At 53.7% G+C, this 14,137-nt stretch carries 13 protein-coding genes and 1 pseudogene; 2 read left to right on the top strand and 12 right to left on the bottom strand.

The genetic code is table 11. From position 1 onward, the window contains the following. Positions 1 to 17 precede the first annotated feature (17 nt). Together rnz and ACFSR7_RS29530 are read right to left on the bottom strand one after the other, a co-directional pair. Positions 18 to 935 carry a ribonuclease Z gene (gene rnz / locus ACFSR7_RS29535; protein WP_378167839.1) on the bottom strand — a complete coding sequence of 306 codons (918 nt, stop codon included), beginning with the start codon at positions 933 to 935 and terminating at the stop codon, positions 18 to 20. Between the two features lie 158 nt (positions 936 to 1,093). Further along, the gene (locus tag ACFSR7_RS29530) at positions 1,094 to 1,546 is read right to left on the bottom strand and encodes a MarR family winged helix-turn-helix transcriptional regulator (protein WP_378167837.1); all 453 of its coding nucleotides are present in this window, start codon (positions 1,544 to 1,546) and stop codon (positions 1,094 to 1,096) included. Positions 1,547 to 1,701: 155 nt separating this feature from the next. On the opposite strand from ACFSR7_RS29530, the gene ACFSR7_RS29525 reads away from it, so the two are divergent. Next, positions 1,702 to 3,150: an MFS transporter gene (locus ACFSR7_RS29525; RefSeq protein ID WP_378167835.1), complete on the top strand. Its 1,449-nt coding sequence runs from the start codon at positions 1,702 to 1,704 to the stop codon at positions 3,148 to 3,150. A gap of 1 nt (position 3,151) precedes the next feature. Here the strand turns inward: ACFSR7_RS29525 and ACFSR7_RS29520 are convergent, their stop codons facing one another. Further along, positions 3,152 to 3,547 (bottom strand): hypothetical protein, encoded by a 396-nt coding sequence (locus tag ACFSR7_RS29520; RefSeq protein WP_378167833.1) that lies wholly within the window; start codon positions 3,545 to 3,547, stop codon positions 3,152 to 3,154. Positions 3,548 to 3,730: 183 nt separating this feature from the next. On the opposite strand from ACFSR7_RS29520, the gene ACFSR7_RS29515 reads away from it, so the two are divergent. Beyond that, a complete protein-coding gene (locus ACFSR7_RS29515; protein ID WP_378167831.1) occupies positions 3,731 to 4,369 on the top strand; it encodes a DUF1796 family putative cysteine peptidase in 639 nt (212 codons plus the stop codon). A 44-nt stretch (positions 4,370 to 4,413) separates the two neighbouring features. Here the strand turns inward: ACFSR7_RS29515 and ACFSR7_RS29510 are convergent, their stop codons facing one another. From ACFSR7_RS29510 to ACFSR7_RS29470, 9 genes and pseudogenes are all read right to left on the bottom strand, one after another. Further along, positions 4,414 to 5,820: an ArnT family glycosyltransferase gene (locus tag ACFSR7_RS29510; RefSeq protein WP_378167829.1), complete on the bottom strand. Its 1,407-nt coding sequence runs from the start codon at positions 5,818 to 5,820 to the stop codon at positions 4,414 to 4,416. A 511-nt stretch (positions 5,821 to 6,331) separates the two neighbouring features. Beyond that, positions 6,332 to 7,063 carry a hypothetical protein gene (locus ACFSR7_RS29505; protein ID WP_378168225.1) on the bottom strand — a complete coding sequence of 244 codons (732 nt, stop codon included), beginning with the start codon at positions 7,061 to 7,063 and terminating at the stop codon, positions 6,332 to 6,334. Positions 7,064 to 7,099: 36 nt separating this feature from the next. Further along, positions 7,100 to 7,270: pseudogene (locus ACFSR7_RS29500) on the bottom strand (transposase); the annotation flags it as partial. A 300-nt stretch (positions 7,271 to 7,570) separates the two neighbouring features. Further along, on the bottom strand, positions 7,571 to 8,290 hold the full coding sequence (locus tag ACFSR7_RS29495) for a YebC/PmpR family DNA-binding transcriptional regulator (RefSeq protein WP_378167827.1): 720 nt from the start codon (positions 8,288 to 8,290) through the stop codon (positions 7,571 to 7,573). Between the two features lie 130 nt (positions 8,291 to 8,420). Continuing rightward, the gene (locus ACFSR7_RS29490; RefSeq protein WP_378167825.1) at positions 8,421 to 9,872 is read right to left on the bottom strand and encodes a hypothetical protein; all 1,452 of its coding nucleotides are present in this window, start codon (positions 9,870 to 9,872) and stop codon (positions 8,421 to 8,423) included. A gap of 255 nt (positions 9,873 to 10,127) precedes the next feature. Beyond that, the gene (locus ACFSR7_RS29485; RefSeq protein ID WP_378167823.1) at positions 10,128 to 11,417 is read right to left on the bottom strand and encodes an MFS transporter; all 1,290 of its coding nucleotides are present in this window, start codon (positions 11,415 to 11,417) and stop codon (positions 10,128 to 10,130) included. A gap of 85 nt (positions 11,418 to 11,502) precedes the next feature. Then, on the bottom strand, positions 11,503 to 12,405 hold the full coding sequence (locus tag ACFSR7_RS29480) for a sensor histidine kinase (RefSeq protein WP_378167821.1): 903 nt from the start codon (positions 12,403 to 12,405) through the stop codon (positions 11,503 to 11,505). Between the two features lie 24 nt (positions 12,406 to 12,429). Next, a complete protein-coding gene (locus tag ACFSR7_RS29475; RefSeq protein WP_378167819.1) occupies positions 12,430 to 13,197 on the bottom strand; it encodes an ABC transporter permease in 768 nt (255 codons plus the stop codon). Further along, on the bottom strand, positions 13,190 to 14,113 hold the full coding sequence (locus ACFSR7_RS29470; RefSeq protein WP_378167818.1) for an ATP-binding cassette domain-containing protein: 924 nt from the start codon (positions 14,111 to 14,113) through the stop codon (positions 13,190 to 13,192). The genes ACFSR7_RS29475 and ACFSR7_RS29470 overlap by 8 nt, the downstream gene beginning before the upstream one ends. Positions 14,114 to 14,137 lie beyond the last annotated feature (24 nt).

Genomic DNA, 14,137 nt, shown 5'->3' with positions numbered 1-14,137 from the left:
TCCTGACTTCAGCGAATCTATATGCATACTTCCTTGAAGTCGAATGCTGCTTCAATATTCGGGAATATCGCCTCGGCTTGAGCGATCAGCGCTTCGACGTCCTCGTCGGCGTACCGCGCGCTGATATGGCTGACAATAAGTCGCTTGGCTCCGGCGAGCGAGGCCGTTTCAGCCGCTTGCAGAAACGTCGAATGCCCGTAAAGCGCCGCCTTCTCTTCCAGCCCGATGCCGAATGTCCCTTCGTGTACGAGCACATCGGCATTTTCGGCCAAGAGGGCGGCGCGTTCGCATTTGACCGTATCGCCCAATATCGTGACGACTCGTCCTTTCGCGCAGGGACCGACTGCTTCGGCCGCCCGGATGACGGAGCCGTCGGGCAGCACAATATCCTCTCCGCGCTTCAGCTTGCCGTACAGCGGGCCGGGCGGGACGCCTCGGCTGGCCAGGTACGCCAAGTCAAGTTGCCCCAAGCGCGGGTGCTCCTCGATCCGATAACCGAAGCTGCGAACGCGATGCACCAGCTCGCCGGCTACAATTCTGAAGCGTCCGTCATCGAACGCTTCGCCGTCGCCTTCGAGCTCGTGAATGCCAAGCTCGTAATTCAAATGCGCCTCGCTGTAAAGCAGAACGCTCTCTACGTATGCTCGAAGTCCGGGAGGGCCGTACAGCTCGAGCTTGTCCGCGCCTTCGTAATACGTTCGGCTGCTTAAAATGCCGGGCAATCCGTATAAATGATCTCCATGCATATGCGTGATAAAAATCCGGTTCAGCTTGCCAAGCTTGAGCTTGGACTTCAACAGCTGATGCTGCGTGCCCTCGCCGGCGTCGAACAGCCAGAATCGGTTTTGATCTTCGGGAAAGACTAGCGCCATCGACGTTACGTTGCGATGCGCCGTAGGCCGGCCCGCGCTCGTACCCAAAAATATCAGCTTCATGAACTGCACCTCGCTTGGTTTCGCCGGCGGTCGGCAGGGATACTTTTAGGATGCCAAATGACCAGGGCATAAATCCAGTCCGGTCCTGAAGCGGTTGTCCACTTCCATTAACAATCTGCGCGATAATTGCGCGCCTTGGAGGCGCAATTATTGATTTCTCATTGATTTCCCATTGAATTACCGGCGAAAGACGCGTCCAATCCGGCATACATTTTGTGCAGCAGCCCATGCAGCGTTTCAATTTCACTTGCCGTCAAATGATCGGTCAACAACCGGTTATATTCGTCCAATATCGCTTGCAGGGTCGGTTCAAAAGCGACGGCAAGCTCGGTCGGGTACAGCCTGTACGACCGGCGGTCGTCCTCGTCCACCGTTCGACTCACATAACCCGCTTCCTCAAGCTGCCGGATGCAGCGCGTCGTCGTCGCTTTGTCGAACTTCACCACGCTCGTCAGCTTGTCCTGATTCATGCCCGGCGTTGACAAAATCGCTTTCAAGTAGCTATGCTGCCCGCCGCTTCCGATGCCGTGCGGCTTCAGCTTTTCGGCCAGTTCCCGTTGCGCGATGCGGTTGATGAATGACATGAGTTTGCCTACCGTGTACGGTCTCATGCCGGCCCTCCTTTAGGCGATGCAATCGAATATGTCTAGCTTAGCGCAAATCAGTTGCTGTCGCAACTAAATTGAGTTAAACTAGGCTTGCATAATTAGTTGCACTCGCAACCATAACTTGTCCATGGACATCGGTAAAGGAAGGTTGGCATGCGATGACTTATCAGGACGATCCGATTATCCAAAAAAACCGTTGGCTCATTCTCGTCATTCTCAATTTGTTCACGTTCATGGCTACATTGGATGGCAGCATCGTCAACATCGCCCTCCCTGTCGTCTCGCGGGAGCTGCAGCTTCCCGTCGCGCAGACCGAATGGATCGTCACCGCCTACCTGATGACCATCTGCGCCGCCATTCTGTTTTTCGGGAAGCTCGGCGACATTATCGGGAAAATCAAAATATTCCGGTTGGGCATGATGATATTTACGGTTGGTTCACTCTTGTGCGGGCTCAGCAGCAGCTTGACGGCCATCATCGCTTCTCGACTCGTCCAAGCGCTCGGCGCATCGATGACGATGGCGAACAGCCAGGGGATCGTCACCGACATCTTCCCCGGCAGCGAGCGCGGAAAAGCGCTGGGGCTGACCGGCACCTTTGTCTCTCTCGGCATTATTGCCGGACCGAGTTTGGGCGGGCTGATATTGTCCGGCCTCGGATGGGAGTATATTTTTTGGGTCAATGTTCCTGTCGGTCTTGCCGCACTCGCGATCGGGTTGCGGAAGCTCCCGCCGGATATGACCAAGCTCAAGGTCAAGATCGACGGGACCGGCAGCGCGCTGTTCACCTTCTTTATTTTACTGCTGTTCGCAGGGCTTCTGCTCGGGCAGCAATATGGATACGATCATCCATGGATCATGGGATCGCTTGCGGCTTCTGTGCTTGTGTTCGCTTATTTTATCCGTTTCGAAAAGAGAACTGTTTCGCCGCTGCTGCAGCTTTCGATGTTTCGCAACCCGCTGTTTTCGCTAAGCATCCTTTGCGGCTTTCTCGTGTTCGTCGCCAATGCCTGCTTTAACATCATCGCTCCCTTTTACGTTCAGGACATTCTGGGCTTGACGCCGTCCCAAGCGGGATTGCTCATGATGCTGTTCCCGATCGTCATGGTTGTCGTCGCGCCGCTGAGCGGCGCTCTCTCCGACAAGATCGGCTCCGAGCTGCTGACGTTTATCGGCCTGATCGTGTTGATTGTCGCTCAGCTTGGCTTGGCCCGACTCGACGAGGGCAGTTCGGTGGCGCTTGCCGGCACCTGGATGGCGCTGCTGGGTCTCGGCAGCGGCCTGTTCCAGTCGCCGAACAATTCGCTAGTCATGTCCAAGGTGCCCAAGACGCAGTTAGGCATCGCCGGCAGCATCAACGCGCTCATACGCAACGTCGGCATGGTCGCCGGCATCACGCTGGCGACAACGACGCTTTTCGGCGTCATGAGCGCCAGAGCCGGCAGCCGAATCAAGGATTTTGGCTCCGCGAGTCCCGATTTGTTCCTTGCCGGCATGCACATCGTATTTTTGACGGCATCGGCCATCTGCATGGCCGGCGCCTTATTGACCGGCTGGCGGCTATGGTCCGCCAGGCGCAGCGCCCGTACGAAGCCGTTGAACGCATAGTTCAACGGCTTTTATATTGTCCGGAGCGGACGTTTGCTTTGAGCCAATAAGGACCGCTTATAACTGCACGCCCATGCGGCGATCGAACGGTCAAATAATACGACTGCGACCGCTCCCCGCCGATCGTCTTGTAAGCGATCTTTGTAAAGGCGCTTGAAAAGCAAGATTCAAGCGACCACTCGACGACTTCTCCTTCCGGGCTGCCTTTACGAAGCAGAATCTCAAGCTCGCCCATATCCCATGCGCCCGAATTGTCCCAACCGATTTCGATTCCGATCTTGATCTCGTCCGTCGGCTCGACATCCTGCAGTTGTACCGCGGTCAGAACGATCTCATCCCGCACGGCAAATCGCGGAAAACTATCCTTGACCGCGCCCGTCTCAACGATTTGCTTCATCGCAATCCTCCCATTACGTATGCCATTCCCTTCAAGTTATGATTCCGGCAAGTCTTTGGACAGGGCCATGGGTAACAGTCAATTTCAGAAGCGGCGCTCCACCCCCTCCCTTCATCCATACCGTCCTGTCCATTTCCGCATTCATTGTAGAGAGAGGTCAACGATCTTGAAGGAGGAATCGGCATGCGGCTAGCCGATATTAAGGGAGAATATGACGGCATTTTCAGTCTCGGTTGGCTATGCCTCACAGCCATTCAACTGGAGCGCAACGGTCTGAGGCCTTACACAGGCCCTCTCGATTGGGTCGCCTCCTACACGCTGCCGGACATCTGCCGATTTCTGCGGAACCGCTGTGAAGGCTTTATGGAGCGGAGACATTTAAAGTTCGAAAACACGTTCGGCGGCACCCACCATCTCGTCAGAGAAACTTTCTACAATGTAATCTCCAATCATGACTTCTTCGCGCATCAAAACGATCCCTTTAACCTTGAGATGTACGCATATGTCAAAACGAAATACGATCGCCAGCGGGACAGGTTTTTGGAGCGGGCCGCCAACGGACAGCGATTGCTATTCGTAAGGTGCGGGGGCACCTTTGAAGAGGTGAAGGAGCTGCGGGATACGCTGGACGGTTTTGTCGCGCATGAATACAATCTGCTTCATATCAGCGAAACAAACACAGATACGCTTATTGAGACTGATTGGCCGCTCCCACGCGTTTGTTCGGTGGAACTGCCGGGAGACCGCGAATCCGTCTGGAACGGCAATCATGATTACTGGAGCTACATGCTGAGCGGGGTCCGTTACCGGGAACCGGAATAAACGCCAAAAAAGAGCATGGCATATTTTCGCCATGCTCTTTAATGTCAAACTCCAACGCCGCCGGCGGTATCCTTGGACGTTTCGCTGATTGAGGATGCTGCTCTACGAATGGAGCTATATGTCTGCCAGACGCCATAGCTGACGAGCAGCATGACGGCCGGCATTAAATCAAGTCGATAGCGCGTCTGAATCTCGATCGCTAGGTGAGCGCCTGCGTAGATCAACAATAGAAGGATATACAGCAGCGGCCCCCTATACATGCCGGCTCTCCATAGCGCAAGCAACGCAAACAACGCAAACCCGCAAAACATCACGTATAGCGGCCTTTCGGCCAAGCTTAGCGATCGCTCCAGTTGAACGTGCCCCGTACCTTCAAGGCTCCAGTAGGCTGACGAATCCCCGCTGCCCCACATCAGCACCAGCTTCCTGCCCATCAACGACAGGACTTCCGTCTTATTTTCAAGCCTTTCCTTGATTCGCAAAAGCTCCGCTTCATGCCTTTCCTCACCAAATGCAAAACCGTTTGCATACTGCGCGTCTTCCTTATTCCAACCGCCATTCGTCTCTGCATTTAAGCCCACCATGAACTTCCAATACTTATCTCCGCCAGACAACGCTTGGTGCGTAATCCCCGCATTCTGTAACGATGCATTTGCAGCCCATTGAATCGTGGCGTAGATTCCGATCATGGCGAGCAACATCCCAGCTTGCCGCCAGGCTTTTCGCCGTCTTCCTTCACGCAGCTTTTTCCACACTTCCAGCAATGCGAACAGAACAATGCCAGACAGGTAAACCACGCCAATAGGCCGAATCAACTGACCAAGCCCGATCGCAATCCCTGCCCATAGCCAAGACAACAGCGAGCCCCTGCGTTTAAGCAGCAGCGAGCACCCCAGAAAAAACAAAAACACGGACAGGTGTTGATTCGTAAGCACCGAGCACATCAAAATATTCGGCAAATAAAAAGCGAAGAAGCACGAAGCGAGCCTACCGCAGGTCTCATTAAACAAACGAGCTCCAGTAAAATACAGGATAACGGCGGTCCCGATATTAAAAATAGCACCGAATACCTTTAAAACAATTAAAGAATCGCCGAACAGGCGTATGATCGCAGCCTCGTACATCGTAAAACCGAACTGATAAGGAAAACTCGTAAAATAAGCCGAATCTGCAAATCCGAAGCTGCCCGCTGCTGCCTCGCGCGCCGCATTATACAAAAACAGAAAATCCGATCGAGGCAACGCATCGTTTATACAAATCCACCCGATCCGCAAACCTAAGCCAATTACAGCAAGCAACACGAGAAATGTCTTCCGACCGGGTCGCCGATTCAGTACATGCGCGATCAGCAGCGCGACAAGCGCGCAACACACGGTCGACGCAAGTGTTTGTGCAAACGAATCATAGGCATCTACCGTAAACGCGAACGACGAAACAAATACAACAGCCATAAACAAGCTTCCTATAGTCAGAAACAAACGAGCTCCATACATGCATGACACTCCCAATAGCGCATTCGTTTTTTATACCGATTGCGCCCATCTTCTATTGGAGTCTATCACACTAACCTCTTGATTAGAAATATTCCGCAAACTCTATCTCGCAACAAGCAAAGTTTTGTAAAATCCAATGCGTTCATCTGCTCACAGTCAAATCGAAATGATCTTTCTTTTATCGAGGACTAATACACCCTTTTCTGACATTTTAACGATATCCCCCTCACTCAGGATGAACTTGGAGAACGGAAAGTAAGAAAAATAGGAAGAACAGAAGTTCATGAAGTTCATGAAGCTCATGAAGGTCAAAATGTTTAAGAAGCTTAAAAAATTCAAGGAATCCAGGAATTTCAAGAAAGGCTTAAGAGACGATCGATTCCTTTTTATACTGAAGTTTAATAGAAATTACGAGTCCGTCCATTGAGACTGACCTTGCAAAATCCAGGTAAATTCAGAGCCTCTGCCGTCAAGAAACGCAGAGTGAACGAGACAGCTTCGCTGCATTCGTATGGCCGGTCCAGCGGATGGAGCGGACGCCGAACCTCTTGCGTACGAGCTCTGGTTGAGTGATGGTACCGGTCCGGCCGCAGAGGGACAACAATGCATTAAAACCATCCGTTCGTACGTTAATGCGGAAGCAGTACTCGTCCAGATAAGCCTGCAGATGCTTTGGCCTGATGCCCCCAAACGTCCGTGCGAGCCAACCGATCGCGCCGCGCCACACGAGGCCCAAAGCCGTTACGCCTTCGCGTCCCGATGCCTTCACGATCTCGATGCGCCGATCCCCTGCGCGATCTTCTGTTGAATGACGCCACAAAAAGCTGCCGAACGAATCGATCTCAAACGTGCGACGATTGAATGTCTTAGCGGACACTCTTTTAATTTTGACCTCCGCAATCTCTCCGCTCTCCGGATCGATTGATGCACCTGCGACGGCAGGCTCCTCCCGGTATGTCAAAGGATCCGAAGGCCGATGGGTCACGGGCCGCGCGTAGAAATCTCCCAACAGTTGCAAGTCGCCCGCCAACGGCCGGCCCTCGTCGTGCATTTGAATCGCAAATCGAAGCTTATGATTGATGAGCCAAGCCGTTTTATATGTAACCTGAATGAACTCGGCCAAAAGTACGGCCGAGATGCCCGTCTGCATCAAAAACAACGCCTGAAACCACTTGACAAGCGGCGTGCGGGTGCCTTGCAAAATCGTGCCTGCGGTAAGCGAGGTTTGACGGGAGCATGAACTGCATTCGAACAGTCTGCGACCACGGGAAACAATGCGATAATAGTCAAGCCCCCCACATCGGGGACAACGAAAGCCGTCAGGCCATTTTGCACGAAAAAGTGCGATCTCGCAGTCTTCTTCGTTAAAAGTCGGTGCCCGCTCGCACAAACGGTTCGAAGCACTCATCCCATTTCCCCCAGATCAGATAAGATCATATGTTCGCATTATAACCTTTTCGTTATACTTCTTGCAACTCCAAATCTGAAACTCCTGCGGGAAAGGGATAGCCTAATGGCGCTTATCAGGGCTAAAATCAGCGTTCGAAATTCCGCTCTTAAAGGCGCATTCCTGCGCGTAGGGGATACCGTCGTAATGTGAGAAAGTAGGTTATGAATAGAGACGTACTTGGGCCAGAAACGCTCAAAGCTTGAATACGCATGCGGAGACGCAAAGACTAAAAAAGCCCGCTTGCGCGGGCTCGAACGGTTACTCTTCAGTATCGACGTTGTGGTAAACCTGTTGGACGTCTTCCAGATCTTCGATGGCATCAAGCATTTTCTCGAACTGGACCTGGGCGTCTTCGGTCAGCGTCACGTAATTCTGGGGGATCATCGAAAGCTCGGCGACGGCGAACTCGGAGACACCGGCTTGCTTAAACGCTTCTTGCACAGCGTGGAATTGCTCGGGATCGGCGTAAACGATGACGGTTTCGTCTTCTTCGACAACGTCGCGGACGTCGACGTCTGCTTCGAGCATCAAGTCGATGACTTCATCGGCGGTCTTGCCGGAGACGCCGATCACTGCGGAGGCATCGAACATATAAGCGACTGAACCGTTAACGCCCATATTGCCGCCGTTCTTGCTGAACGCCGCGCGGACGGCGGAAGCCGTTCTATTGACGTTGTTGGTAAGCGCGTCGACGATGACCATCGAGCCGTTCGGCCCGAAGCCTTCGTATCTCAGCTCGGAGTAGCTCTCCTCCGATGATCCCTTCGCCTTGTCGAGCGCTCTGTCGATGATCGCTCTCGGCACGTTGTATGTCTTAGCACGTTCAAGAACGACCTTCAGCGCGCGATTGGCTTCCGGATCAGGTTCGCCCTTTTTGGCTGCTACGTAAATCTCGACGCCGAACTTGGCATATACGCGACTTGTATTCGCATCTTTGGAGGCTTTCTTTTCCTTAATATTGTTCCATTTGCGTCCCATTCTTCTACCTGCCTTATATCGATATAAAAGCCCGTTAGGCAATATTTTGATAGTACGATATGCGATTGTCAAGCTTCGACATGCCGTTTATCCTTTACAACCGATTGCCTTTTATACGCACCTATGTATTTTAAGCGCGGAACAGCAGATCGGCAAGGACTCGCATCGTATCCATCAATTGATTAAGCGGCGCCCTGCCTACTGACAAACGCAGCGCGTTTTCCTCTGGCGTATCTCCATGAACGGCGTTTATTCGCAGCGAATCGAAGCCGAAGCTGCCGCCCGAGACCAAGTGTATGCCGGCGGGGGCGGCGCTCGCGCACGCATCGATGCGCGCCTGATAATCCTGCTCGGACAGATCTTCATTCAATTGGATGTAAAAAACGGAACCGAGCCAATGCTTTCCTTCGAGCAAAAATTCATCGGATGGATTTACGGATAAATAATAGTGCCTGATACGGCCTTGTGACTTTAGGTACGCCAGAAACGCGCACATCCAGCTTGCGTTCCGGTTAAAACGACCGAGCCGCGCAGAAACCGTAGCCAGATCGGGCACCGGCAGCTGACGGACGTCCAGCGGGCTCGCGCCGGCATCGAGAATCGACAACAGCTCGATCCATCGGGTACGAAACGCCTCCGCTTCCATTGCTTGCCCGCAGGCGACCAGATAGCCGACGTTTGCGAGGTCAAACCCGTACTGCAAATACTTGATCCCGCTCTCAACGCTTATCAGAACGACATGGGATGGCAGACCGGCTGCGTAACGCTCGAACATTCGGTTGGAGATGCCGGTGAGGGTCCGATCGATAATGACGAACAGCTGCTCTTTCGCGGACGGACGATGACGCTGCAAGGATTTGAATAAGGTACGCAAGTGGACCGGTTGTCTGACAGGCCAACATTGTGCGGGATCGACGATCAAGCAGCCTACCGGTTGTGAAGTTTCGAGCAGGTTATAAATTTCACCCGGAGACGCTTCTTTAATATCGTCCAGTAAAGTCCGGGCGAGCTCGACGCCTTCGCCATAGAAGCCTGTTTGGACGACACAAGGCAGCCGGTTATCCGAGAACGAACGGAACGCGACGATGGCGAGTTCCAATGCTTTCATACCGGACGTCGTCAAGAAAAGGACGCTCTGGCTCTTCAATTCATCGGGAATGCCGTAAAACGATTTCATTGCTTCGTCTTCATAGTTTTTCACCGCTTCACTGCCGTAGCAACGTTGGTAGGTCCCTTCTTCCTCTTGTGCGAATCCGGCTTCGTCGGTTAACGATTGCTGCCCGCCCTGAAGCTGTTTGCCGGGCGTCTGCCAATCGCTGCCGGAAACGATGCCGCCAAGTTGCTTATATAGTTTGCGAATCTCATACTTGAGCCCCAAGTATGCGTCCCAGGTGCATGTCGCCGGATCGTCGATAAACGAAGTCGTACTTCGATCAAGCGCCTCCTGCTGACGTGCGAATGCCGCGGCAAGTTCCAGCTCGAACGGGGCATCGGGATAAATGGCCTTGTAAAACCCCAATTCTCGCCGAATGCCTTTTAGCAACCATCGAAGCTCTTCAGCGTCCCTCTTGCGATCGTCCATGCTGATCCCCGCAAGCGCTGCAGAGACCGCAGCATTGAAAGGGGAGCGTCGGCTTTCCGTGACAAGGCTCCAATTCCACGTCAGGGGATCGAGAGCCGGACTCGATAGCTGTGTTTTAATGGACACGACTCGATACCCCCCTTAGTAGTTTGCTACGCAGATGGCCTTTTTTACCCGTTCTCGATTCGCAACAAACGCCTAACGCCTAACGCCAATTAGAGGTCCTCGCGGACCTCTAGCACGATGATGCTCGATTCATGCCTTCGCGGGCTGGGCGTCCTTCTTGGGACGAATGAGGAATAGGGTCAGTAAGGAAGCCGCAAATGCACAAACCACCATGACCCAAAAAAACAAAGAAACGGACTGCTGCATTAGCAGAGAAGCGACCGGCGGTCCCGCTGCAACGCCGACGAATCGCATGCTGCTGTAAAAGGAGCTGATCGAGCCCCGCTGCTCCTTTTCGATGCCTTCGGTCACGAACGCATCCAGACACGGCAAAGCCGCCCCGATGCCGAGTCCCGCCGCGCTTAGTAGCGATATTTGTCCTACCGTTACATCCCAGATCAAACACCCTGCCACGGATAAAGCCGTTATAAAAAAACCGATGGTTACGGTCCATTTCATCAGCTTTTTGTGGCGTCCGATCCATTTGCCCGCTGCAAAGGAAGCCGCGCAAAGAACGGCAAGCGGAATGGCAAGCACCAGCCCCTTCAGGATGCCCTTCATGTGGTGCTCTTTTTCGAGCGTCTCGGACAAGTAAAACAAGAGGCCAAACAAAATGAACATGGTGAAGCAAATGACGATAAACAATGCGGTTAACCAACGCGCTTTTTCTTTGAACAATTTCCAAACGGAACCAAGAAACACTTTGGGACTCGCCGGTTTCTTGGCTTTGTCCGTTTTTGGCGGCCGAACGAGCCACAGAACCAGCACGATCGAAACGGCGCACAAAACCGGAATCGACCAAAACGGCGTTCGCCAAGCGATGAGGGCGAGCGCAGAGCCGAGGATCGGGCTTAGTACTTTGCCAAAAGTGTTAAACGTTTCGATCAATCCGAGTCCGGTGCTGACCTGCTCTTCGTCCTTGAACATGTCCCCGACGAGCGGCAATACGATGGGCATGGCGCCGGCTGCGCCAATGCCTTGAATCGCGCGCCCGGTGAGCAGCAAACCATAGCTGTTCATCCCAGCCGCCCAGATGCACACGCCGCCTCCGGCTGCCGCCAGGATAAGGCTGGGGATAATGATCCGCTTGCGTCCGATCCGATCGGACAAATAGCCGGCAACGGGAATAAGTATTATGGCCATAATCGAATACACGGTAATGACCAAGCTCGACTTCAGCGCAGAAATGCCGAGCGCCCGTTCAATCGCCGGGAGAACCGGGATCAGCATCGAATTCCCCAACGTCATGATAAGCGGGATCGAGGATAGCGCAAGGAGTGCCGCAGTTTGTTTTTGGTTTTTAGACTCCTTCATTTTCGGCAACCTTCTCCTCGCCGTCGATTGTCGTCCATCCGTACTCAAAGGAATTTGTCCTCGCATACTGTTTGCAACTGACGGGCGTTCCATGCATGGCGCCAATTTTCCGCATTCGAACGGCGCAAAAAAAGCCGGAACTCCGGCTTTTTTAAAGCAGCTTCCATTCGCAAATCAAGCACAGCGTATCCCCTTGCATCTCCGCGGTTAACATACCTCCCATCTTGCCCATCAGACCACGCGCAATGGACAGCCCCAGTCCCGAACTAAGTCCCGAGCGGGACGCATCCGCCATGTAAAAACGGTTGAACAGCAGCTCCGTGTCCGTGCCTCGCAGCTGCGGAGCCGCGTTGGACAGCTTGAGAAACGCCGATCCGGAATGGACTTTGAGACGGATGTGAAGGCTGCCGACCGCGTGACGAATCGCGTTGACGACGAGATTTTCGACGACTCTCCGCAGTGCGGATTCGTCGGCTCGAATCTCGATGTGCCGCGTTTCCAGCTCAAAGGTCGGCGTGAGCTCTTTTTCCTTCATCTGGTCGTGGAAACCCATGAGAATCTCAGGCAAAAGCTTGTCCAGCCGTAGTCTGGCCGGCTTCAAAGCATAATCTGTGGAATCGATCATCGCCAGCTCGTAAAAGTCGTGAAGCAAAGCTTGCAGCCGCAGCGTCCGCTTACGAATCACGCCAAGCGCATCGCTGCGCTCCGTATCAGACAGACCTTTGGAATCCAGCAACTGAATGTAGCCGAAAATGGACGTCAGAGGCGTGCGCAGATCGTGCGAGATGTTGGCCACTGCTTGCCTGAGCTCTTCCTCCGTCCGCTTGCGCTCCGCATTCGCCAACACGATTAAATCCGTATGCCGGTTGACTTCGACCGCAAGAGACTCTATGTCGCGATCCGGCATGCCGATCGTGAGCTTGCCGGCGGATTCGCCGTCGTTGTATTGCCGCAGATATCCGGTGAACCTCCGAATCTCCCTTTTCACCAAGAGCAACCGCAGTAGACAGACCGCTGCCGTTAAACCTGCGGCAATGACGGCGGCAAGCACCATGCGACTTTCTCCTTTCAAACGAAGTTACTTGATTTCTTTCTTTCTAAAGACAGCCATGGAAATCGCCACGAATGCAACGGCTACCAGAACGGGCACATAAACACTTTCCGCGAAATGAGCACGGCTTATCATCGGATCCGCATAATTGTTAATCAAGTTAAATATCGAATGCTCGTATAGTGTCTGAACGAACGGCAGGTGCCGGCCAGCCACAATATAAATGCCGTCCGCGAAAAAGTAAAATACGAACGCGAAGCCGATCGTCTTGCCGCTATCCGTAAGCAGCGTTGCGATTGCGCCGGTGACAGACGCAAAAGCGGCCGAAAGCGTAACCGTGAGCACGAATGCCTTAAGGATGAACAGCGTCTCGGAAACGCCGTGTAGCTCCCCTAAACCAAAAAGCGCGGTGCCGAGCGCCAGATTCACGAGCGGAAAAACGAGCGCCGTCAGAATGGAGCCGAACATAAACACAAGCATTTTGGCCATGATAAATCTGGACCTGCTGTAGCCCGATGCGACCGCCCGCTTGATCGTCCCCGTCGCGTATTCGCTCGAGATAAAAAAGCCGGCCAGTACGCTGAATCCGATCTTGATGATATAGGTGTTGCCGGCCATAGCAGCGGTCAGCATGTCAAGCCCGCTTGCGGATATAAGCGCGCCGCCGTCATTCGGGTCGTCGAAATAGTTAAGCAGGACGTATGCCGTTGCAGAGACGAACAAGACGGCAAGCAGCAGCCAAAACGAACGGTTGCGCTGCAGCTTGTACCATTCCGAACGCAAAAGGTTAAGCATGCTGGCCGCCTCCGATCCGCGACGTGAAGTAGCTCTCCAGGTCCTCGCCCATCGGCATGAATTGCTCGAGTGCCAACCCTTCTCCGACAAGCATCGAAGATACGACTGCCGGACGATCCAAGTACGCGTACAAATGAATGGAGCCGTCGCTTGTCACCTCGAAAGCGGTGGTCGCAAGCTCCCGCTCCAGCACGGCTGCGGCTCGTTCGGGACGGTCGACCTTAATGTGTATGAACTGCCTGCACTTTTCCTGAAGCTCTTTGCTCGTCAACTGCTCCAGCAGCTTCCCTCTGTGAATGATGCCGTAATGCGTGGCTAGCAGGTGCAGTTCGCTCAATATATGGCTCGAGATGAGTATCGTGATACCCATCTCCCGGTTGAGCTTCGTCAGCAGGTCGCGCATCTCGACGACCCCCATCGGATCGAGGCCGTTCGTCGGCTCGTCGAGAATAAGAAACTCAGGCGCTCCAAGCAGGGCGACGCCAAGCGCCAAACGCTGTTTCATGCCGAGGGAGAAGTTTTTCGCTTTTTTCCTCCCCGTTCCCGAGAGGCCGACCAGCTCAAGCGTCCGCTTGACGCTATCCCGGCCTGGAACGCCCTGCTGCAGCCGGTGCGCCTCCAGATTTTCGGCCGCGGTAAGCTGCGGATACAGCGCCGGGCTCTCGATCGAGACGCCCATCCGCTTGCGCGCCTGTACAAGCTCGGAACCGCCAGTCGCCCCGAACAGCTCTACCGTGCCGGATGTCGGGAAAGCAAGTCCCGTCACGAGCTTCATCAGCGTCGATTTCCCCGCTCCGTTTTGCCCGATAAAGCCGTAGATCGTCCCTTGTTGTATCGTGAGGTCTACGCCGTCAAGCGCGGTCTGACTTTTGTACTGTTTGGTCAATCGATGCGTTCGAAGTACATATTCGTTCATTTCTACCAGCCTCCTCATCTTGGC

This window comes from Cohnella sp. GCM10020058 (assembly GCF_042683485.1).
Taxonomy (GTDB): Bacteria; Bacillota; Bacilli; order Paenibacillales; family Paenibacillaceae; genus Cohnella.
This window is presented reverse-complemented; position numbering and strand designations above follow the sequence as displayed.

Bases quoted from the DNA above. Each gene is read 5' to 3' on its own strand.
- rnz (WP_378167839.1), bottom strand. From the start codon at position 935: ATGAAGCTGATATTTTTGGGTACGAGCGCGGGCCGGCCTACGGCGCAT.
- ACFSR7_RS29530 (WP_378167837.1), bottom strand. From the start codon at position 1,546: ATGAGACCGTACACGGTAGGCAAACTCATGTCATTCATCAACCGCATC.
- ACFSR7_RS29525 (WP_378167835.1), top strand. From the start codon at position 1,702: ATGACTTATCAGGACGATCCGATTATCCAAAAAAACCGTTGGCTCATT.
- ACFSR7_RS29520 (WP_378167833.1), bottom strand. From the start codon at position 3,547: ATGAAGCAAATCGTTGAGACGGGCGCGGTCAAGGATAGTTTTCCGCGA.
- ACFSR7_RS29515 (WP_378167831.1), top strand. From the start codon at position 3,731: ATGCGGCTAGCCGATATTAAGGGAGAATATGACGGCATTTTCAGTCTC.
- ACFSR7_RS29510 (WP_378167829.1), bottom strand. From the start codon at position 5,820: ATGGCTGTTGTATTTGTTTCGTCGTTCGCGTTTACGGTAGATGCCTAT.
- ACFSR7_RS29495 (WP_378167827.1), bottom strand. From the start codon at position 8,290: ATGGGACGCAAATGGAACAATATTAAGGAAAAGAAAGCCTCCAAAGAT.
- ACFSR7_RS29490 (WP_378167825.1), bottom strand. From the start codon at position 9,872: ATGGACGATCGCAAGAGGGACGCTGAAGAGCTTCGATGGTTGCTAAAA.
- ACFSR7_RS29485 (WP_378167823.1), bottom strand. From the start codon at position 11,417: ATGCGAGGACAAATTCCTTTGAGTACGGATGGACGACAATCGACGGCG.
- ACFSR7_RS29480 (WP_378167821.1), bottom strand. From the start codon at position 12,405: ATGGTGCTTGCCGCCGTCATTGCCGCAGGTTTAACGGCAGCGGTCTGT.
- ACFSR7_RS29475 (WP_378167819.1), bottom strand. From the start codon at position 13,197: ATGCTTAACCTTTTGCGTTCGGAATGGTACAAGCTGCAGCGCAACCGT.
- ACFSR7_RS29470 (WP_378167818.1), bottom strand. From the start codon at position 14,113: ATGAACGAATATGTACTTCGAACGCATCGATTGACCAAACAGTACAAA.